This is a genomic window from Rhizobium jaguaris, from assembly GCF_003627755.1.
GTDB lineage: Bacteria > Pseudomonadota > Alphaproteobacteria > Rhizobiales > Rhizobiaceae > Rhizobium > Rhizobium jaguaris.
The window spans coordinates 183,256-202,250 of sequence record NZ_CP032696.1; the positions used below are offsets into that span (position 1 = coordinate 183,256).

The window sequence follows — 18,995 nt, forward strand, 5'->3', positions numbered from 1 at the left end:
CGGTTGTGAGCGGCCGCTTCCAATGACGAACAGGTCTTAAAGCGGATATGGATAAAGTGGCAATGAGACCGTCCAGCGTTGCGCCTAAGTAATTTTTCTTAGTGATGAAACCGAATTTATTACCGTGATAAGAACCGGCAATCTCCCCCGGACGATGGGGGATATGAGATGCATGCCAATGTTAAGACCGCAGTACCGAGTTGCGCGATGCCCGCGAAAATCGTCAGGGCGCAAATACCGAGAGCACACTCGATCGTGACGTGTCAGCGTGGCGAACAGATATACGCAGAAGGCGACGCCACGGATAAATGTTTTCAGGTTTCTGCTGGAGCTGTTCGGGTATCCCGCGTCTTCGCGAACGGAGGTCGCCAGGTCGTTTCCTTCCATCTTGCGGGGGAAATGTTCGGCTTCGAAGCTGGCCCTCAGCATCGGTTTTTTGCCGAAGCCATCGCCGAGACAAGAATGGCGGTGTTTGAGCGAGGCCCTGTCCAGCAGCATTTGCCGGAACTTCTGGCGCTTGCGGTAGACGGCATGGAGCGTGCTCAGGAACACCTGGTGGTTATCGGACGGCAGTCTGCCATTGAGCGGGTCGCTTTATTTTTGACAGATCTCTCCAACCGCTTGGGAGGCACTCGGCAGCTAACACTCGCCATGTCGCGGCAGGATATTGCCGACTATCTCGCCCTGACAATCGAGACGGTTTCGCGCGCCATAACCGAATTGAGGGAGCGTAGCGTCATCGCCCTGCGACATGCGAGGATAGTCTACATTATGAACCCCGATGCTCTTCGTTCGCTCTGTGGAGATGCCGCCTCGCCATCTGAGCCTGCACGAGCCGGTTGATCAGTGCAATGCAGCCGCGTTGCAGGTCGCAGCAGCAGCAGGTGGTTGTCTTCCATCCTGTGTGCCACCATTTCGTCTTGGACATGGTTCGGCGGACGCGCATCAGCTGATTTCATTCTCGGATACGTTCACCTGGATCATGTTGCCGGGCTATGTGCCAAAAGCGACAGCACCTCCGGTCAGGCCCGCTCCTGCGGCTGTCAGTAGCAGCTTTTCCCCCGAAACGAACGGCTTGGCCCGATGCGATACTGACAGGGAGAGCGCGATCGTCGCGGCGGAAGAATTTCCATAGGTTTCGATCGTCCGCACAGTTTTTCCCGGATCGATCCCAAGCCTGTCGGTAACGGCGTCGAAAATGCGGGCGTTAGCCTGATGCGGCACGAAGCGGTCGATCGTTGCCGCATCCAGATGGGCGGCAGCGAGCGCGCGGGCGCCGCTGGTCGCCATCATGTCCACCGCTTGCGTGAACATTTCGCGACCGTCGCGCATCGTCATCAGGAAATCCTCTACCGCCATACCCGGTGCGAAGGGCCTGTTGCTGCCACCGGCCGGAATGGAAATCAGATCATAACGGCTTCCGTCTGAGGCGAGGTCCACGCCTAGAATGCCCCTCTCCGTATCGCTTGATGGCGCCAATACGACAGCGCCGGCGGCATCCGCGAAGAGAACGGCGCTCGCCCGTTCGGCCGGATTGATCCGCCGGCTAAGAATATTGGCCGCGACGACCAAGACCGGCCGTCCCTGCGTGCGGACAAAGCCGTCGGCAAGCGTCAACGCGTAGAGGAAGCCGGAACATGCACCGGCAAGATCGATCGCACCGCTATTTTGAAGGCCAAGGCGATGCGCCAGCAGCGGGGCAGAGGGTGGCAGCAGATGATCGGGCGTCGATGTGGCGAGCAGGGTCAGCGCGATGTCGTCACGCGCCATGCCGCAGTCGCAAAGGGCAGCCTCAGCGGCCTTTGCCGCAAGTCCGCTGAGCGTCTCCGCATCGTCAACCCAGTGGCGCGCGCGGATACCGGTCCGGCGCTCGATCCAGCCGGGCTCCAGGCCGAGCCGCGCTTCAATCTCGGCATTATCGACGCGCCGATCGGGTACGGCGTGGCCGACGCCCGCCAGAGAAGATGACCGCGCCCCCCTCATAGCCGCCCAGCCGCAAGAAGGCCCGCTGCCTCGCCAATCGCGTCATACGACCGGCCAAGGTCATCGGCGGTAATGCAGTAAGGCGGCATCAGATAGATGACGTTACCCAGCGGACGGATCAGCAGCCTTCGCTTACGGAAGAAGGCCCGAAGGGGAGGCCCGACCTCCGAGAGGTAACCGCCTTCCGGCACGACGAGATCAAGCGCGGCGATCGTGCCGATCTGACGAATATTGTCAAACCGCGGATCGCCTTCAAAGCGGGAGAGCCCCTTGCTTTGGCGCTCTGCGAGCTTTGCGATGCGCTCCCCCACGGGGTTAGTCTTCCAAATCTTCAGGTTGGCCACCGCCGCCGCGCAGGCGATAGGGTTGGCGGTATAGGAACTGGAATGGAAGAAAGTCTTGCGCCGGTCCGACGAGAGGTGCGCATCGAATATCTCGCGGCTGCAGATCGTTGCCGCCAGCGGCAGCGCGCCGCCCGTCAAGCCCTTGGATGTGCAGAGTATATCAGGGGTTACATGCGCCTGCTCGCAGGCAAACAGACTGCCCGTCCGGCCCCAGCCAGTCATCACTTCGTCGGCGATCATCAGAGCGCCGTATCGCTCGGCGATTCGCTTCAGCTCGGTGAGCAGGGAGGCTCGATAGATTTTCATCCCGCCCGCTCCGAGAATGAGCGGTTCGATGAGGAGCGCCGCCACCTCGCCTGACCGGCAAGCATCTTCGAACGCATCGAGCGTGGCCTGCTCCTCGCCGATCGTCGGAAAGGGCAGCCTGTCGACTTCGAAAAGCAGCGGCTCGTAAGCGGCGTTGAACACACCACGCTCTCCGACCGACATCGTGCCGATCGTGTCGCCGTGATAGCTGTGCTCCATCACCACGATGCGGCTGCGCGGCTTTTGCGTGTTATGGAAAAAGCCGAGCGCCATCTTCAGCGCCACCTCGACCGCGGTGGAGCCGCTGTCGGAATAGAAGACGTGCTTGAGCCCAGCAGGCGCGACCTCGATCAAGCCTCTGGCCAGCTCTTCGGCCGGTTCATGGGTATATTCGGCGAAGATGACCTGGTCGTAGGTTTCGCAGGCGCGCCGGATCGCATCCATGATCACCGGATGACGGTGGCCGTGGGTAATCACCCACCAGGAGGAGATGGCGTCGAGAATGGCCGCGCCATCTTCGTCCACAAGATAGGCACCTTCGGTTTTTGCGATACGCTTCATCACGGGTTCGAGCGCGTGCTGCGTAAAGGGATGCCATACGGGCGAACACGTCATGCCGGCTCCTTGCGGAAGAGATCTATGTCGAAATTTTCGCTAAAGGCCTGCCGCAGAAGCTCCGGTGTGAGCGCATCGAGCTTTGGAAGTCGTCCGAGTAAACGGACCTGCCCCAGCTTTGCGATGATGCTTTCCGTATCCGCTTGTTGAACGCCGATAAAGGCGACGCCGAAAACTGGAATGGACCGGGCGCGCAGCGCCTCCAGCGATAGTAATATGTGATTGATGGTTCCGAGGCCCGTGCGGGCGCAAAGGACGACGGGTATTTGCCAGCGGGCAAAGACGTCTGCGAAGACGATCTCTTCGGTGAGCGGCACCAGCAATCCACCTGCGCCTTCGATGATCAGCGGCGCATCGGTGCTGGGCGGAATAAGGGCTTCGGCCTCTATCCGGACTCCGTCGATCCTGGCCGCAAGATGCGGCGAAGCCGGTGTCTGCAGCCGGTAGGCTTCCGGCATGATGCGCTCCGACGGTATCCGACCAAGCCGCTGCACCGTCTCACTGTCCGTTTCGCCTTCGAGGCCGGATTGGACCGGCTTCCAATAGGAAGCGCCGAGCGCATCCGTCAGGGCTGCCGAGAAAACGGTCTTGCCGATGCCCGTGTCGGTGCCGGTGACCACAAGCCTCAGCGTCACGGTTTTTCCTCCGCGATAACGGCGGCGAGCTGCGCGAACATGTGCGATATCGTCGTCCTGTCGACGTTCAGCGTGATGGCAATTCTGAGCCTTGCCGTGCCTTCGGGTACTGTTGGCGGCCGGATCGCGCGGATGTCGAAGCCTTCGTCGCGCATCCGTGCTGCAATCCGCAAGCACAGTGCGTTGTCGCCGATCGGAACCGGCAGAATTTGCGAGCCACTACCGTCGGCGCCAAATGTCGCAGCAAGCTCCGCGTTGGCGAATGTCTGCAATGCTTCCAGAGAGGCCTGGCGTTCGGGCTCGTCGGCAAGAACCCTCAACGCCTCGCGCACGCCCGCAGCCATAAGCGGCGATGGCGCGGTCGAGTAGATGAAGCCGCGTGCCCGGTTGATGAGATAGTCGCATAGCACCGCGCTACCGCCGACCAGCGCGCCGCTACTACCAAGCGCCTTGCCGCAGGTGTGGAGGACGACGATGTTGTCGCGGCTCTCCAGGCTGTGGGCGAATCCGCGCCCACCGCGACCGAAAACGCCCGTCGCATGGGCCTCGTCAATCACCAGAAAGCCGTCATGCCGATCGGCCAGTTCGGCGAGCTCGGTCAGAGGAGCCCGATCGCCATCCATCGAATAGAGGCTTTCGACGGCAATCCACGGATGGCCGGCGCCGCCAGCAGTCCGCCATTTTTGAATGGCCTCGGCAAAGCCCTGGACGTCATTGTGCGGCACGGAGACCGATGGTGCCTTGCTTGCCGAGATGCCTTCATGCGCGCTCGCATGTACCAGTACGTCATGAACAATCAGGTCATCCCGCTGCGGCAGGGTCGAAAAGAGCGCGACGTTGGCGGCATAGCCGCTTCCAAAATAGAGACAGCGTTCCACGCCGAAATAAGCGGCGGCCTCGGCTTCGAGCGCCTCATGCTCCGGATGGTTGCCGCGCAGCAACCGCGAGCCGCCGGCACCAACCGGCACGCCCCGTTCGATCGCTGCGGCGATGGCAGCCTTGAGGCGCGGAGAATTGGCGAGTGCCAGATAGTCGTTCGAGGTGAAGTCGACGCCCCCTTGCGGCAGGAGGGCCCGATACCGCCCCTTGCGTTCGAGCCCGTTCAATCTCCGGCGATACCGCGCGAGGCCCGCGCCTGTCATGCACGCGGCTCCAGTTCCATGGGCTTCAAGCCAAGGCGGCGGAAAAGGCCGGTGTCGTGGTCCTCCCCCGGATTGTCGGCGGTCAGCAACGTATCGCCGACGAAGATGGAATTGGCGCCGGCGAAGAAACAGAGCGCCTGTGTCTCGTCGCTCATATCAGTCCGACCAGCCGACAGGCGCACATGGGATTGCGGCATCAGAATTCGCGCAAGCGCAATGGTGCGGATGAACTCGATGGGATCGATCGGCGCGGCATCGGCGAGCTTCGACCCAGGGATCGGAATGAGCATGTTGATGGGCACGCTTTCCGGCGGCGAGGGCAGGTTGGCGAGCGTCACCAGCATGGAGATGCGGTCGTCAGCCGTTTCCCCCATGCCAAGGATACCGCCGGCGCAGACCTTGATCCCGGCGTCGCGTACGTTCGAAAGCGTTTCCAGTCGATCGGCGAAGGTGCGGGTGGTGATGATCTCGCTGTAGAAGCGCTCGGAAGTATCGATATTGTGGTTGTAATAGTCGAGGCCTGCAGCCGCGAGTTCGGCGCTCTGCCCTGTCGACAGCATGCCAAGCGTCATGCAGGTCTCCATGCCGAGCGCCTTGACGCCGCGAACCATCGCAACGATCGCTTCCATGTCGCGTTCTTTCGGGCCGCGCCAGGCAGCGCCCATGCAGTAACGCGTTGCACCGCCCTCTTTTGCCTTGGCCGCCTCGGCGACAACCCGCTCGACCTCCATGAGCTTCGACGCTTTAAGCCCCGTTGGATAGTGTGCTGATTGGCTGCAGTAGCCGCAGTCCTCGGCGCAGCCACCGGTCTTGATCGAAAGAAGCCGGCTCATCTGCACGGCGTTGGGATCGAAGTTCAACCGATGCACGCCGTGCGCGCGGAACAGTAGGTCGCTGAATGGCAAATTATAGATTTTTTCTGCTTCGGAATGACCTAATCGTAGGGCTTTGCGCCCATCCTTTATTCGCAGCAGAGCCATCAAACATCTCCGTCTCGTTGCAGAATCATTATCGATAAAATCCGGATTTATCTATAATCCTGTGAGCTGCCAGGCAAGGGGCTCATATGGCGGTGACCGCCGAAGGTTCAATAGGTGAGGCGGACGGTCGCGGCGGCGGATCCGAGACAGAAGTTCCTCGAAGGTCTATTCGTCGGCCTTTAAATTAGGCTGCTCGATCCGGGGTTGAAGCGACTGGTGCCGCAACAAGCTGCGCAAACGGCGATGCCGGCGCAAAAGGACTTTCGCGGGGTCAGTTTGCGAAGAGTGCTCTGTCTCGGTCATTCGTCCGCGGTGGCTTCACAAAGTCGCGCGGATTCAACTGGAAAGTGAGCGCACCAGCCAAGCCTTCCTGCAGATCTTTGATCAGTGTCAAAATCTTGCTTTTCCAATTAACCAAATGGGATATAAACAAACACGAAAATGGATCGCACGTTCGGGTCGGCCGTTGACGTGGGATTCGTATGATGACCGCGAACAACTATCTTGAGCCGCTTCGAGGCATGTCGCCAATTTCGACCGTATTTCAAGGCAATAGTGATCATGAGGACGCGGTCGCGATGAAGAACTTTTGCTCCTTTTCAAATCCGACCGCCGATATTGCGCCCCAGATTTGAGTGCGTCGGCCAGGCGTTTACTGAAGCAATTTGGCTAAACGCTTTAAAGTTGTTATAAGCGAAAAAGATCGTTCATGAAGGTATGGAAAACGACTGAAAAGCGGCGGAAACAGATGATCCAAGTCGATTCCGATGTGAGCCAAGCCAACCAGCAATTTGCTGGAAAAAGGGACGAGCGGTGACGCAAGATCTAGCAAGCTACAAAAGTTCAAAAGGCCTCGTGGACACCACCGATCCGGAAGTCGACAAGCCGATCTATCGGAAGCCCGGTTTTGACGGCAACGTGACGACGCTGGGAGACATGGAAGAACTGATCAGCGCCTTTCTGAAAAAAACGCGCGAGGCCAAGGGCCTCTCTCGCGCAGATATTGCGCCAATGCTCGGTCTGTCGACACCTGTCTACGGTCGCTACGAACGGGCATTTTCCAAAATGACGGTCACCCGAATGATCCATCTTTGTGAGATTCTCGGCTTCACGCCCATAGATATGATCTTTGAAGCCGCGCCGCATCTTTGGGGGCGCACGCAGGAGGAAGCCGAGGATCGTCTTACGCTGGATCGAATAGTCAGAAAGCTTCCGAGCGACGCAACGCACGACCTCATTCGGCTCTTGAGGCGCATGACCGCCGACGACAACCCGATCTGACGAGACATCAAGCGTTGGTAAGCTCGGATCTTGGCCATGAACCACCCGGCCAGCCGACGCTCCTCTTAACCGGTGATCTCGCCAAAGATGTTCTCCATCATCCTCTTTCTGAAATAACGACGTCGCACTTGCGCGGCGTGAGGCCACATCCTTTCATTTCTGCTTGATCATCGCATGCGCCGATTGCCGCAACGCCGATGATGATATCGCCATCGGCCGTCAGCTAAGTTTGCCCGACGGTTCGGTCAAATGCCTCCGGACCGCTGCGGGCGGCCAGCCCGAAGACCGAGCGGGCAAGATGTAATTTGCCCGCGGCAGCCCGCTCAGTCATTGCCCGCAAATACCCGCCGGGCGAGGCGACTTCCTGCCGGTTGGTTTTTTCAAGGGTAATTGCCACTGCGACTGCTGCTTGCAGTTCGCCCATCGTCGCGACGGCATTGCTACGGATACCCTCTGAAATCCCGGTGAAGCGGCACAACATCGGTGTCAGCCGAACAAGGTCCCGAAAGTTGTTGGGAGCGCATCCAAGCTCCTTAAGCGTCGGCGCTGCACGCATGACATCCTTGAGGGCAACCAGGGCCTGCCGCCGAGTGTCGCGCTCGCCGATTGAGCCTGGCCGGGCCGCCGCGCTTTGTTCCAAGGCCCAGTTGCTGGCGGCGCCGGCTTTTGGAAAACCAAGTCGTCCGGCATGAACCGAACCAGCTTGGCCATTACTACGTTCTGATTGATAAGGAGGTGTAATCTGTTTGTGCATGTCGTTTTCGACATCTAAACATGTCGTTTTTTCTGCCTCACGCTGGCCTTGCCGTCGAGGGGCGAGCTGCATCAGCCGGTCGATGGACCATTCAAGAAGGAAGGTCGCACGACGTAGCAGATAGTTGGATGCCTTGGCAGCAATGCCGACATAATTGCTGATGCGCTCGATACGGTCGGCGACGCGTCGGCGCGCTGTTGCACTAAGATCAGCGGCAGCCAGTGCATAACGGGTATTTCGCAACGCGCCTCGATAGCGTCGCAGCGCCGCTTCGGTCGCCTTCTTCTCCGCCCGGATCTCTTTTACACGGCGATCGAGCTCGCCATAGCGCGCGATTAATATTCGTAGGTCGACCCCACATCCATCCGTTATGTCGCCGTCACTGTTTCTGATCGGATATCGCTTATAATTTCCACTGTCCTGCATCGTGATCAAACCCAGATCGAAAAACCGGGAAAGCATTCGACTGACCCGACCGACCGAGCGTCCGACCTCAAATGCCAATTGACGGTTTGATTTGAAGACGATTGGTTGCCCCGATTTGTCGAAGGCATCGGCGGGAGCGGTGTTGATCAATATCAGCAAAAGATGGCTTTCGGTTCCGTTTATCAGACCTGTGCAAGTCAGATTTTGAGCAAGCACCGCCAATTGGGCACGGGTCACCATTCCGACTTCTGCCGATTGTGCCAAGCGCCGGAATTCGGCGCGTTGGGGCGTCATCTTGCGGCCGACTGGCCGCTGATGGGGGGTCGTATCGTCCATGTCCTCGTCTCCATTCGGGACCAGGCAAAGCTCCGCCGTTCACCAAATTGGTGTTTTTTGTTGACAAGGAAGGAAGGGTCTGCGAGAAAGGTTTTGGCTTAATTTATTCTCTTACAGACCCGCTTCCGGATTTCTTCGGGAGCGGTTTTCTTTTTCTGGTCGGTTTCGTCATCTCCGTTTCAAGCCCGGCTCATGCGTCGGGATCGTTGTGGGTAATGCGGAAAGCATATCTTAACAAATCAATTTGGCGCAAGATATGTACCGATCTGGACTGCTACTTGACGTCACGGTCGGGGCGATCGGCGAGTTAGTTCATTGATTTTATATTACTTTTAGAAGATTGAGCGGCCTGGATAAATGCCGTTTTGCGCGAGCCTTTTTGGTTCGCCTTATGGATATGGGTTCGACAATTCGCCGAGCGCTTTAAAATCGGACCAATGACACCAGCCCGGAACGCGGCGGCCCTCCCGTACTTACGGTTGAGGAGCGCGGATGTGAATCTGGATGGCTGAATGGAATGGCGATTTGGGCGAGGGCAGGTTTTCCAAACCAGACCATGATCGGCCGGCTGATCATCGACGCAATTGATGACCGCTCCGTCATCAGCCCTTCCGGCCGTCTCCTTGCAAGGTCTTGGCGACGGCAGCAGGAGGGTTCTGGTGTGCCGTCCAGCGAGTCCATATGAACCCGGTTTCTGCCGCCGGCGTGAGATTGGATCTTCTGGTCGGATTGTCGCCTACCGGTGCGCGGGTTCTCCATATTGAGATTGTGAATAGTTGTGGGCCTTTCCCTGGGGCTCCATTATATCCATAATCTGTCTGGCCGCAGTGCCGCCGCGGCAATTCAATGATCGATCACATGCAAATGCACGGACCCGTCAGTTCTGCGTTCCGCAGCCTTGCCGCCACACTCGCGGACGTTCCGGCGAGTGTGGCGATGATATCATTGTATTGAACCATGATTGTCATGATATCGGCTCTCTTCCAGCATTGGGGGCCGGCGATCAATGCGCACTTGTAAGCTCGCTAATGCTCCCGCAAGAATGAGACCCTTCGAGGTCATGTCGTCAGTCGTGACAAAGACAGGGTCGAGCACCGGTCGGCAACATTGGAAGCGTGCCGCCGCATCCGCAATCGTTATCAATGGCGACCGATAAAGCTGTCCACCGTCGCCTCCGATAAGAACGATATTTCCAGCAAGCGGCTTCGGGCAGCCATCAAAGATCGTGAAGGCGGTTAGGCCGTCTCGCAATGCGTCCTCGTCAAAAAACAGCCAGTGCTTTTCGTCAAAGCGGATCATCTCGATCACCCTGCCGCCGATCAGGTCATAGATCGGTGCAATGCTATCTCCACCTCCACGATGCAACTTAACGGCTCGAAACAAGGCGGTTTCCGACTCCAACACGTATGCGATTTTTTTCATTTCCTCAGCCTTCTATTTTTTGAAGCGATCTCGTGTCGTACAAAAATGAAGAGAAGGGCCGGTGATTTGCGTTACCAACCCTGGATAGCGACAACGCGGCGCAATATGCTGATTTCTCCGAGCTGTGTAAATGCTTTCCGAGCCAATTTGGCACGTTTTTTGCGATCAAGTCCGATTCTGCTTTGCGCGAAATTAGTGGATATGACGCTGAATCAGTTGGAATATTTCGAATATTCTACCGAAATTTTGCAATGACACTATACCGGCAATGCGCCAAATTTATTGCCAGACTACCCGGTGAGAAGTCTCGGGCAGATATTTGGTCGAGCCATATTCCTACAAATAATCAACCTATGATGGACATTGAGGGCGAGGAAAGCGGTTTGGCGGAGCGATTGAGCCAGTGCGTTGCAGGCACCCGCGTTCACATTATCCCAAGCGTAGCCAATTTGGTGCGACAACTCGGTTCCGCATGCGAGGTGGCTTTTACGCAATATGCACTTAACCATTTGATAGATAACTATATAGTTTCGGCCACGGCGAACTTTGCATGAGATCGTGCGGTCAAAATATGCGCCAAATAAGATCGGAAAATTTGAATTAGAGGTTTTAACGGCGACATTTATCCGTATAAAGAGGTCCTGAGCGCTGACCTTCAGTCCGAGCAATGGCAGGACCATCATTGAAGCAATGGATTAAAGAACTCGGTTTAAAGCGGATCGACGATCCAGGCATAAACAGGCCGGTCTATCGAAAACCTTTTGACGGGCGAATAGCACTTAGCGCTGAACTCGAAGAACAGATCAGCATCAGCCTTCGCGAGGCTCGCGACAGACGAAAACTGTCTCGCTCGAAGCTCGCGCCCTTGCTTGGTCTCAGCGAACAGGTCTATGGCCGCTACGAAAATAAGGTCTCTCGTCTGACAGTGGGTCGACTGATTCACTTTTGTGAGGTTTTGGACGCAACTCCGGAAGAGATTATTGCGCCGGCAGCACCCCATCTTTGGGGTCGGACTGAAGCCAAAGCAGCTCTGCTGCTGGGCTGTATCGAGAAGTTGCGGACCTTCGACGAAGAGACTTTGCGGGACGTTTTCTGCTTGTTAGGTCGCATAGGAGAGACCTGTGACCATGGCGATGGCGATGGCGCTCCGGCAGTTAACCCTTCGTGTCGCGCTGCCGTCGATATCCCTAGTGACGACGGCAAACCATGAAATGTGCGCCACAGCTTTCGGGGAAGGCGCAAGGGGCGCCGCGACGGTCGATCGAATTTGAGCGTGCCATTCCGGCGCGGAGCCCGTGCGCTCGACTTGTCGCCTTATCCTATGGTCCAAGTCCCGCCCTCAGCCCACGTTCACCCCAGGACGTAATTGACGCAATGTTCTTCCGGGACTTCGGGTGCGAAATCAAAGCGGTAGTCAACGCAGGCCAATGATTGCAAGCTCGCATCGACGACTGTTTGAAAGCGACGCTCCATTGCCGCCTCCAAAGACATTCCTGCTAATTTGTTGGCACCTGAGTCTGCGTTGATCTGGCGAGATCCCGCCCGGAATGGCTCAAATCCACATCTGCCTCCAGATCCAGGCGTGCCCGAGACGCTCAACGATCTGCGAGCGAAGCAGCAAGGCGGGATGCCTCCTGCAACAGGATCCTGCGCATCCAAAGGCTTGCCGGATCACCATTGTGAAGCGCAGGCCATTGAACGGCTTCGGTGAATGCAGGAAGTGGCAGTGGAAGTTCCATGATCCGCAGGGGTAGGTTTTTTGCGAAATGTTGAGCCAGTCGCAGCGGCATTGTCCCTATACGGTTGGTATTCGTTAGCACGGGTGGGATCATGCTAAAGCCCTGCACGACGACTTCGATACGTCTCTTGAAGCCGTGTTCGAGCAGATACCATTCCTCGATGGAAGGCCTGCGGGCATTCCCGAATTTGGCCGCGACATGACCCATGGACATATATCTGTCGAACGTAAGCGGCTGTGATAGCTGCTCGTTCGAGCGACAGCCGACGCAAGCGAGTGTCTCCTCAAACAGTTTCGCTCGGGGATGCGCACTTGGCATGAACACTTCCGGCAGAACTAGAAAATCGACTTCGCCGCGGCGCAGAAGCTCGTCGTAATCATCGGCAAGAGGCAGAAATTCGAAGCTCACCCCGGGAGCTTCGCGCGCCGCACGCTTCACGACCTTTTCCATAAACACCAGCGTGAGGAAATCGGAAAGGATGATCCTGAAACGGCGATCCGATTGGAAGGGATCAAATGGCTCCCAGGAGATGATGGAGAGCTGAATGTGGAGCAAAGCTTCACGGACTGCCGAAATGAGGCTCTCCGCTCGGGGCGTCAGGACAAGTTCGCGCCCATTCATCGTGAATAATTCATCGTCGAAATAGGCGCGCAATCGAGCAACGGCCGCGCTCATGGCAGGCTGGCTTAAGTTGATGTTGCGTGCCGCCGCCGTCAGATTACGCTCGGTCATCAGTGCATCGAGCGCAACAAGCAGATTTAGATCGAGTCCCTTAAAGCGCATTTTATCCTTCATCCAAACCGTGGATGGATGCCATCCAAACAATCAATTTTACCGATTTGCGCCGATGGTGCATGAGAAAAATGTCGATAACCTGACAAGTATGTCGAATAGCAGACGAGTACATCGGCGCAAGTGTACAAACGACTGAGGAAGGTCGGAAGTATTGAGAGAGTTAATCACCTCTGACGCGAGCGGCATAGAAAGGCTCTACTTTCACGATTGTTTAGCGTCGCAATCGATAATGGCTGCAACCGACGTCCAGCAGACGAGCCGTTGCTTCAATCGCACGATGTTTCTCTCAGAATTACAGCAAGCAAAAGGAGGTCTTTGCATGCGCGCTGACGTGCAGTGGAGACTGTGCTGGGAAAGCGAGTTGGAACTCGCCGAACATGTCGAACTCGCCGAGTTCTTTCGAAAGACCTATGGGCCAACCGGTGCCTTTAATGCAAAGCCGTTCGAGGGCAGTCAAAGCTGGGCCGGAGCAAGACCTGAGCTTCGTGCAATCGCCTATGACGCTAGTGGCGTCGCCGCTCACATGGGATTGCTGCGCCGGTTCATAAAGGTTGGCACAACCGATCAGTTGGTGGCTGAGCTCGGACTATATGGTGTGCGTCCGGATCTCGAGGGTTTGGGGATCGGGCATTCGATCCAAGCCATGCTTCCGGTGTTGCGCGAACTGGCTGTTCCGTTTGCTTTCGGCACGGTGCGGCCCGCATTGCAAAAACACATTGAGAGGTTCGGTCGAAACGGCCCGGTGACTGTTGTGTCGGAGATTAGCGTACGATCCACGCTGCCACACGCGCGTACAGACCTGCCGCCCACGCGCGTCGAGGACCCACTTGTCATTATTCTGCCTGTTGGACGGCCAATCTCCGATTGGCCAGCTGGTACGACGATCGACCGGAACGGACCGGAGTTATGACGCACCTCGATTGCTTATACGAAGTGCACGATCCGTGCGCTGACGGCACCGGCCAGCCCAGCGTCTATCTGACGTTCGACGACGGACCTCATCCCTTCTGCACGCCGGAGGTTCTGGATGTGCTGGCGCAATACCGGGTACCGGCGACGTTCTTCGTTATCGGAACTTACGCGGCCGAACAGCCGAAACTCATCCAACGAATGATCGCAGAAGGGCACAAGGTCGCCAATCACACGATGACTCATCCCGACCTTACCAAATGCGGACCCGGCGAAATACAACACGAATTACTTGAAGCGAACAGGGCCATCAAGATCGCATGCCCGCTGGCATCGCTCCAGTATATGCGCGCGCCATACGGGAGCTGGACGCAAGAGGTTCTTTCTGCGTCCGCCAGCGCAGGGCTTGCGGCCGTCCACTGGTCGGTAGACCCGCGAGACTGGTCTTGTCCTGGCGTCGACGCCATCGTCGATACAGTGCTCGCCTCTATCCGTCCCGGAGCAATCGTTCTCTTGCACGACGGATGTCCTCCTAGCGAGGCGAAACCGAGCGGCGACAGCAGTCTGCGCTATCAGACCATCATGGCGCTCTCTCGTATCATTCCAGTCGTGCGCGACCGCGGATTTGCAATCCGCTCGCTTCCTCAACATCACTGAAAGCGATATCCATGAATCTGCTCGACACAACCAGCACTGCCGCCATCTCGCTTTATGCGCTGCTCTCGACTGCCTATAGGAGCATGCAGGTCGTTTATGCTCGGCCGACCAACGATTCATCGACCTCCGCAGAGCCGATCGGTTCCGCTCCCTTGCCGAGCGTGGATGTCATCATCCCCTGCTTCAACGAGGATCCGGCCACGCTTTGGGATTGCCTGGCTTCGATCGCCGACCAAGAATACGCCGGAGAACTGCGTGTCTATGTTATTGATGATGGTTCCAGCAATCGCGATGCCGTCACACCCGTACACGCAGCGTTTGCACGTGATCCAAGATTCACATTCATTCTGCTCCACGAGAATGCTGGAAAACGCAAGGCGCAAATAGCGGCGATACGCCGCTCCTCTGGCGATTTGGTGCTCAACGTCGACTCGGACACGACACTTGCTTCAGACGTCGTCATGAAACTTGCAGTTAAGATGCGTGATCCAGCAATCGGCGCGGCTATGGGCCAGCTGGCTGCCAGCAACCGGCGCGACACTTGGTTGACCCGCTTGATCGATATGGAATACTGGCTGGCCTGCAATGAGGAGCGGGCGGCACAGGCTCGTTTCGGTGCTGTTATGTGCTGCTGCGGCCCATGCGCCATGTACCGCCGCACTGCGCTCACCTTGCTGCTTGACCAGTACGAAACGCAAATGTTTCGGGGAAAGCGAAGCGATTTTGGCGAGGACCGCCATCTCACGATCCTCATGCTGAAAGCCGGATTTCGAACCGAGTACGTTCCGACCGCCATCGCGGCAACAGTTGTTCCAGACCGACTGCGCCCGTATCTGCGTCAACAACTTCGCTGGGCACGCAGCACTTTCCGCGACACGTTGCTTGCGTTGAACCTTCTGCCTGGTCTTGATCGTTTTCTCACCTTGGACGTGATTGGTCAGAATCTGGGCCCCCTCTTGCTCGCTCTGTCGGTGCTGACAGGCCTGGCACAGTTCGCGATGACTGGGACCGTGCCTTGGTGGACATGCCTAATGATTGCATCGATGACCATGATCCGCTGCAGCGTTGCAGCGGTCCGTGCTCGCCAATTTCGATTTGTAGGCTTTTCCCTGCATACCTTCATCAACATCTTTCTCCTGCTGCCCTTGAAAGCCTATGCGCTGTGTACGCTCAGCAATAGCGACTGGTTGTCGCGAGGCTCTGCTGCCAAGGCACCGGATAAAGCTGGAAAACAGAGCCCCATCCAAGATCCGCTCGCTGAGCCAAACATGAATGAATCGCCGGAAAATGAGGCTCCGTTTCGCCGATACAATCTTGCGCGCGATGCATCAAGATTGGTCGCATATGACAGCATTGCCAGCGACAAGTAATGGTTGCTTTACTAGGGTGCACGGATTTGAAACTTCAAGAGAATTATCAATTGTTGAATCGGGAACTGGCGACAGTCGATCCATGGCGCCTCGACGGTAATCCGTTCGAACGCGAGCGTCATGCGCAAATGCTTCGGCTATCGCTTGCCCAAGGTGCCATCACAAGCGCGCTCGAAGTCGGCTGCGCGGCCGGCGCCTTCACCGAGAAACTAGCGCCTCACTGCCAGCGGCTTACCGTTATCGACGTCGTGCCACGAGCAATTGCTCGAACTCGTCAACGAATGAATAAGCCCGCGCACGTCAGCTGGATCGTCGCGGACGTACAACAGTATTCCTCCGACGCGCTGTTCGATCTGATCGTCGTCGCGGAAGTTCTTTATTACATCGGGGGCATTGCCGAGATGCGCATGGCGATCGGCAACCTGCTTCGGATGCTTGCGCCAGGCGGCCATCTGGTTTTCGGCTCGGCACGCGACGCAAACTGCCGGCGCTGGGGTCATGTTGCTGGCGCCGAGACGGTCATCGCCATGCTGAACGAAAAGCTGGTTGAGGTGGAACGTCTTGAGTTCCGGGGTCACTCGGACAACGAAGACTGCGTGCTCGCGCGTTTCCTCAATCCGGTTTCCTCTTCCTGATCAATCGAATGGTCGACGTTAGACATGGAGACACTATGCGCATCTGTGGTATCAAACTGACCCATGACGGGGCGATCGCCCTTATCGAGGATGGACGACTCGTCTTCTGCATTGAGCAGGAGAAGCGTGACAATAATCAGCGATATCAAACCATCGGCAATCTGGAGGCAATCGTCACCGCTTTGGCCGAACACGGCCTGAATTTGCGGGATATCGATCAGTTCGTCATCGACGGCTGGGACGGAGAGGTCGAGTCGCAGTTCCAGGTCCTCAGTGGTGCGGTTCCCCTTACCCTCAAGGGAGCGCCTTATGTTGAACGCCATGCCGAGGGTGTTCTCGATTCGCTCGATGGCTCCGGTCTTATCCTCGATGATCACGTTTTTTCTTATCGGAGCTATCCACATGTGAGCGGCCATGTCGCCTCCGCATATTGCACCAGCCCGTTTGCCAAGGCCGGAGAACCTTCATTCTGTTTGGTGTGGGATGGCTGCATCTTCCCGCGTCTTTACTACGTCGATGCTCAGGGAGCCCGGTTCCTCGAATCCTTGTTCCCAATGATAGGGCAAGCCTACGCGGCCGCGGGTCACTACTTCGGACCTTACAAGCGGGCGAGCCGCGCGGGCTGGGATCTAGGTGTCGCCGGTAAGCTGATGGCCTATATCGCGCTTGGGTCAATTGACGAAGACATCGTTGAAGTGTTTGAGGATCTCTACGAGAAGCACTTTTCCGGCGATACCGAAATTGCCCGCCGTTACCGCGCAAACATCAACGACGCCGAGGCATCGCTTGTCGCCGTGCATGATTTCTTCGATGCCAGCGTGCTCCGATTAGAGGACAAGGCACCCGAAAATGTACTTGCATCATTCCATTCTTTCCTTGAGCTTCTCCTGGTCGGCGAATTGGATCTTTGCTTGCAGCGCCATCCTTTCCCCGGGCTGCGAAATTTGTGCGTAGCCGGCGGTTGCGGTCTCAACATCAAATGGAACAGTGCACTGCGTGGAACTGGTCTGTTCGACGCCGTCTGGGTCCCGCCTTTTCCGAATGATAGCGGTTCTGCAATCGGTGCCGCTTGCTGCGCCATGGCGGCTGACGAAGGCTTCGTGCCGCTCGAGTGGTCGGTCTATAGTGGCCCGGCTCTGAAAAATGGCGATGTGCCGCCCGGATGGAAAGCCGCGCCGTGCACCATGTCAGAACTCGCCACGATTCTCGCCAGCAACAAGCCCGTCGTCTTTCTTGCCGGGCGCGCCGAGCTCGGACCGCGAGCATTGGGAGGCAGAAGTATTCTCGCAGCCGCGACTTCACCGGAAATGAAAGACTATCTCAACGAAGTCAAACTTCGCGAACACTTCCGGCCGGTGGCGCCGATATGCCTGGAGGACCGGGCGCCGGATATATTCAGTCCCGGCACGCCCGATCCTTACATGTTGTTCGACCACCAGACACGCCCGGAGTGGCAGGCCAAAATTCCCGCTGTCATGCATCTCGACGGATCTGCGCGTTTGCAGACCATTTCCAGAAGCTCTCGACACGATGTTACCGAGCTTCTCATCGAGTATGAAAAACTCACAGGCATTCCGTTGCTTTGCAACACGAGTGCAAACCTCCACGGGTGTGGCTTCTTCCCGGATGCCGCCGCGGCCTGCCAATGGGGGCGCATCGAACATGTATGGTGCGAGGGCGTGCTGTTTACCAAGGAGCAGGTAACCGGACTGCCGCCAGAAGGTAGTGCACACAATACGAAGATGAGCGCATGTCCGCGGTAGCAATCGAGCTTGACGGCGTCAGGAAGTCATACGGTGACAAAACCGTTGTCGACGGGCTGTCGTTTTCCGTCGCAGCCGGAGAGTGCTTTGGCCTACTGGGGCCGAACGGCGCTGGAAAAAGCACAATTGCGCGCATGCTTCTCGGCATGACTCTCCCTGACGCCGGCAAGATCACCGTGCTTGGTGTGCCGGTGCCGGCGCGCGCTCGCATGGCACGCAGGCTAATCGGCGTCGTCCCTCAGTTCGACAATCTCGACGCCGAGTTCACCGTGCGCGAAAATCTTTTGGTGTTCGGACGCTATTTCGGCATGCGCACATACGAGGTCGAAAAGGTCATTCCGTCGCTGCTCGAGTTCGCGCGCCTCGAGAGCAAGGCGCATGCACGCGTTTCCGAACTGTCCGGCGGCATGAAGCGGCGCCTGACGCTGGCACGTGCGCTGATCAACGATCCGCAGTTGCTGGTCATGGACGAGCCGACCACGGGTCTCGATCCGCATGCGCGCCACCTGATCTGGGAGCGTCTGCGGGCGCTTCTGGCGCTCGGCAAGACGATTATCTTGACCACCCACTTCATGGAAGAGGCCGAGCGGCTGTGCGACCGCCTGTGCGTCGTCGAGAAAGGACGCATCATCGCCGAAGGCCCCCCGCACGCGCTTGTCGACGAGCAGATCGGGTGCCAGGTGATCGAGATATATGGCGGCAACCCGCAAGAACTACATTCTCTGATCCGGCCATATGCGCAACGGTTGGAGGTGAGCGGCGAGACGCTCTTTTGTTATGCGTCCGATCCGGAGCCGGTGCTGGCGCAAATGCGCGGGCGAACGGGACTGCGTCTTTTGCAGAGACCACCGAATCTGGAGGATGTTTTTTTGCGGCTGACCGGGCGCGAGATGGAGAAATGAA

General features: G+C 57.5%; 16 protein-coding genes and 1 pseudogene. 9 read left to right on the plus strand and 8 right to left on the minus strand.

The features are described 5' to 3' along the window. The first annotated feature begins 168 nt into the window (after positions 1 to 168). On the plus strand, positions 169 to 843 hold the full coding sequence (locus CCGE525_RS34985; protein WP_425375941.1) for a helix-turn-helix domain-containing protein: 675 nt from the start codon (positions 169 to 171) through the stop codon (positions 841 to 843). A 150-nt stretch (positions 844 to 993) separates the two neighbouring features. On the opposite strand, the gene CCGE525_RS34990 is transcribed toward CCGE525_RS34985, so the two are convergent. From CCGE525_RS34990 to bioB, 5 genes are read right to left on the minus strand one after another with little or no spacing between them, the layout of a single operon-like run. Beyond that, positions 994 to 1,983, minus strand: a complete 990-nt coding sequence (locus CCGE525_RS34990) for a beta-ketoacyl-ACP synthase III (RefSeq protein ID WP_120708918.1) — start codon at positions 1,981 to 1,983, stop codon at positions 994 to 996. Continuing rightward, positions 1,980 to 3,248: an adenosylmethionine--8-amino-7-oxononanoate transaminase gene (locus CCGE525_RS34995; protein ID WP_120708919.1), complete on the minus strand. Its 1,269-nt coding sequence runs from the start codon at positions 3,246 to 3,248 to the stop codon at positions 1,980 to 1,982. Before CCGE525_RS34995 ends, CCGE525_RS34990 begins: the two co-directional genes overlap by 4 nt. Next, a complete protein-coding gene (bioD, locus tag CCGE525_RS35000) occupies positions 3,245 to 3,883 on the minus strand; it encodes a dethiobiotin synthase (RefSeq protein WP_120708920.1) in 639 nt (212 codons plus the stop codon). The genes CCGE525_RS34995 and bioD overlap by 4 nt, the downstream gene beginning before the upstream one ends. Further along, on the minus strand, positions 3,880 to 5,025 hold the full coding sequence (locus CCGE525_RS35005; RefSeq protein WP_120708921.1) for an 8-amino-7-oxononanoate synthase: 1,146 nt from the start codon (positions 5,023 to 5,025) through the stop codon (positions 3,880 to 3,882). The genes bioD and CCGE525_RS35005 overlap by 4 nt, the downstream gene beginning before the upstream one ends. Then, positions 5,022 to 6,005: a biotin synthase BioB gene (gene bioB, locus CCGE525_RS35010; RefSeq protein ID WP_120708922.1), complete on the minus strand. Its 984-nt coding sequence runs from the start codon at positions 6,003 to 6,005 to the stop codon at positions 5,022 to 5,024. Before bioB ends, CCGE525_RS35005 begins: the two co-directional genes overlap by 4 nt. A gap of 813 nt (positions 6,006 to 6,818) precedes the next feature. Between bioB and CCGE525_RS35015 the strand changes: the two genes are divergently transcribed. Continuing rightward, positions 6,819 to 7,286 (plus strand): helix-turn-helix transcriptional regulator, encoded by a 468-nt coding sequence (locus CCGE525_RS35015; RefSeq protein WP_120708923.1) that lies wholly within the window; start codon positions 6,819 to 6,821, stop codon positions 7,284 to 7,286. A gap of 223 nt (positions 7,287 to 7,509) precedes the next feature. Here the strand turns inward: CCGE525_RS35015 and repC are convergent, their stop codons facing one another. Together repC and CCGE525_RS35025 are read right to left on the minus strand one after the other, a co-directional pair. Further along, the gene (gene repC / locus CCGE525_RS35020) at positions 7,510 to 8,802 is read right to left on the minus strand and encodes a plasmid replication protein RepC (RefSeq protein WP_120708924.1); all 1,293 of its coding nucleotides are present in this window, start codon (positions 8,800 to 8,802) and stop codon (positions 7,510 to 7,512) included. Positions 8,803 to 9,744: 942 nt separating this feature from the next. After that, a complete protein-coding gene (locus CCGE525_RS35025; RefSeq protein ID WP_120708925.1) occupies positions 9,745 to 10,224 on the minus strand; it encodes a protein psiB in 480 nt (159 codons plus the stop codon). 682 nt (positions 10,225 to 10,906) lie between these two features. Here CCGE525_RS35025 and CCGE525_RS35035 point away from each other — a divergent pair. Next, positions 10,907 to 11,434, plus strand: coding sequence for a helix-turn-helix domain-containing protein (locus CCGE525_RS35035; RefSeq protein WP_245472455.1), 528 nt, complete (start codon positions 10,907 to 10,909; stop codon positions 11,432 to 11,434). Positions 11,435 to 11,819: 385 nt separating this feature from the next. On the opposite strand, the gene CCGE525_RS35040 is transcribed toward CCGE525_RS35035, so the two are convergent. Then, complete coding sequence (locus CCGE525_RS35040) at positions 11,820 to 12,746, minus strand: LysR family transcriptional regulator (RefSeq protein ID WP_120708928.1); 927 nt, start codon at positions 12,744 to 12,746, stop codon at positions 11,820 to 11,822. A gap of 331 nt (positions 12,747 to 13,077) precedes the next feature. Here CCGE525_RS35040 and CCGE525_RS35045 point away from each other — a divergent pair, with 331 nt between their 5' ends. From CCGE525_RS35045 to nodI, 6 genes and pseudogenes are all read left to right on the plus strand, one after another. Continuing rightward, positions 13,078 to 13,668 (plus strand): NodA family N-acyltransferase, encoded by a 591-nt coding sequence (locus CCGE525_RS35045; RefSeq protein WP_120709183.1) that lies wholly within the window; start codon positions 13,078 to 13,080, stop codon positions 13,666 to 13,668. Next, the gene (nodB, locus tag CCGE525_RS35050; RefSeq protein WP_120708929.1) at positions 13,665 to 14,324 is read left to right on the plus strand and encodes a chitooligosaccharide deacetylase NodB; all 660 of its coding nucleotides are present in this window, start codon (positions 13,665 to 13,667) and stop codon (positions 14,322 to 14,324) included. Before CCGE525_RS35045 ends, nodB begins: the two co-directional genes overlap by 4 nt. An 11-nt stretch (positions 14,325 to 14,335) precedes the next feature. Continuing rightward, positions 14,336 to 15,694 carry a chitooligosaccharide synthase NodC gene (gene nodC / locus CCGE525_RS35055; protein WP_120708930.1) on the plus strand — a complete coding sequence of 453 codons (1,359 nt, stop codon included), beginning with the start codon at positions 14,336 to 14,338 and terminating at the stop codon, positions 15,692 to 15,694. Beyond that, positions 15,612 to 16,329: pseudogene (gene nodS / locus CCGE525_RS35060) on the plus strand (nodulation methyltransferase NodS). Before nodC ends, nodS begins: the two are co-directional and overlap by 83 nt. 35 nt (positions 16,330 to 16,364) lie before the next feature. Then, positions 16,365 to 18,092, plus strand: a complete 1,728-nt coding sequence (gene nodU / locus CCGE525_RS35065) for a nodulation protein NodU (RefSeq protein WP_120708932.1) — start codon at positions 16,365 to 16,367, stop codon at positions 18,090 to 18,092. Beyond that, positions 18,080 to 18,994 carry a nodulation factor ABC transporter ATP-binding protein NodI gene (gene nodI / locus CCGE525_RS35070; RefSeq protein ID WP_120708933.1) on the plus strand — a complete coding sequence of 305 codons (915 nt, stop codon included), beginning with the start codon at positions 18,080 to 18,082 and terminating at the stop codon, positions 18,992 to 18,994. Before nodU ends, nodI begins: the two co-directional genes overlap by 13 nt. Position 18,995 lies beyond the last annotated feature (1 nt).

Bases quoted from the DNA above. Each gene is read 5' to 3' on its own strand.
- CCGE525_RS35040 (WP_120708928.1), bottom strand. From the start codon at position 12,746: ATGCGCTTTAAGGGACTCGATCTAAATCTGCTTGTTGCGCTCGATGCA.
- CCGE525_RS34990 (WP_120708918.1), bottom strand. From the start codon at position 1,983: ATGAGGGGGGCGCGGTCATCTTCTCTGGCGGGCGTCGGCCACGCCGTA.
- nodI (WP_120708933.1), top strand. From the start codon at position 18,080: ATGTCCGCGGTAGCAATCGAGCTTGACGGCGTCAGGAAGTCATACGGT.
- nodC (WP_120708930.1), top strand. From the start codon at position 14,336: ATGAATCTGCTCGACACAACCAGCACTGCCGCCATCTCGCTTTATGCG.
- nodU (WP_120708932.1), top strand. From the start codon at position 16,365: ATGCGCATCTGTGGTATCAAACTGACCCATGACGGGGCGATCGCCCTT.
- CCGE525_RS35025 (WP_120708925.1), bottom strand. From the start codon at position 10,224: ATGAAAAAAATCGCATACGTGTTGGAGTCGGAAACCGCCTTGTTTCGA.
- CCGE525_RS35005 (WP_120708921.1), bottom strand. From the start codon at position 5,025: ATGACAGGCGCGGGCCTCGCGCGGTATCGCCGGAGATTGAACGGGCTC.
- repC (WP_120708924.1), bottom strand. From the start codon at position 8,802: ATGGACGATACGACCCCCCATCAGCGGCCAGTCGGCCGCAAGATGACG.
- CCGE525_RS34985 (WP_425375941.1), top strand. From the start codon at position 169: ATGCATGCCAATGTTAAGACCGCAGTACCGAGTTGCGCGATGCCCGCG.
- bioB (WP_120708922.1), bottom strand. From the start codon at position 6,005: ATGGCTCTGCTGCGAATAAAGGATGGGCGCAAAGCCCTACGATTAGGT.
- CCGE525_RS34995 (WP_120708919.1), bottom strand. From the start codon at position 3,248: ATGACGTGTTCGCCCGTATGGCATCCCTTTACGCAGCACGCGCTCGAA.
- CCGE525_RS35045 (WP_120709183.1), top strand. From the start codon at position 13,078: ATGCGCGCTGACGTGCAGTGGAGACTGTGCTGGGAAAGCGAGTTGGAA.
- nodB (WP_120708929.1), top strand. From the start codon at position 13,665: ATGACGCACCTCGATTGCTTATACGAAGTGCACGATCCGTGCGCTGAC.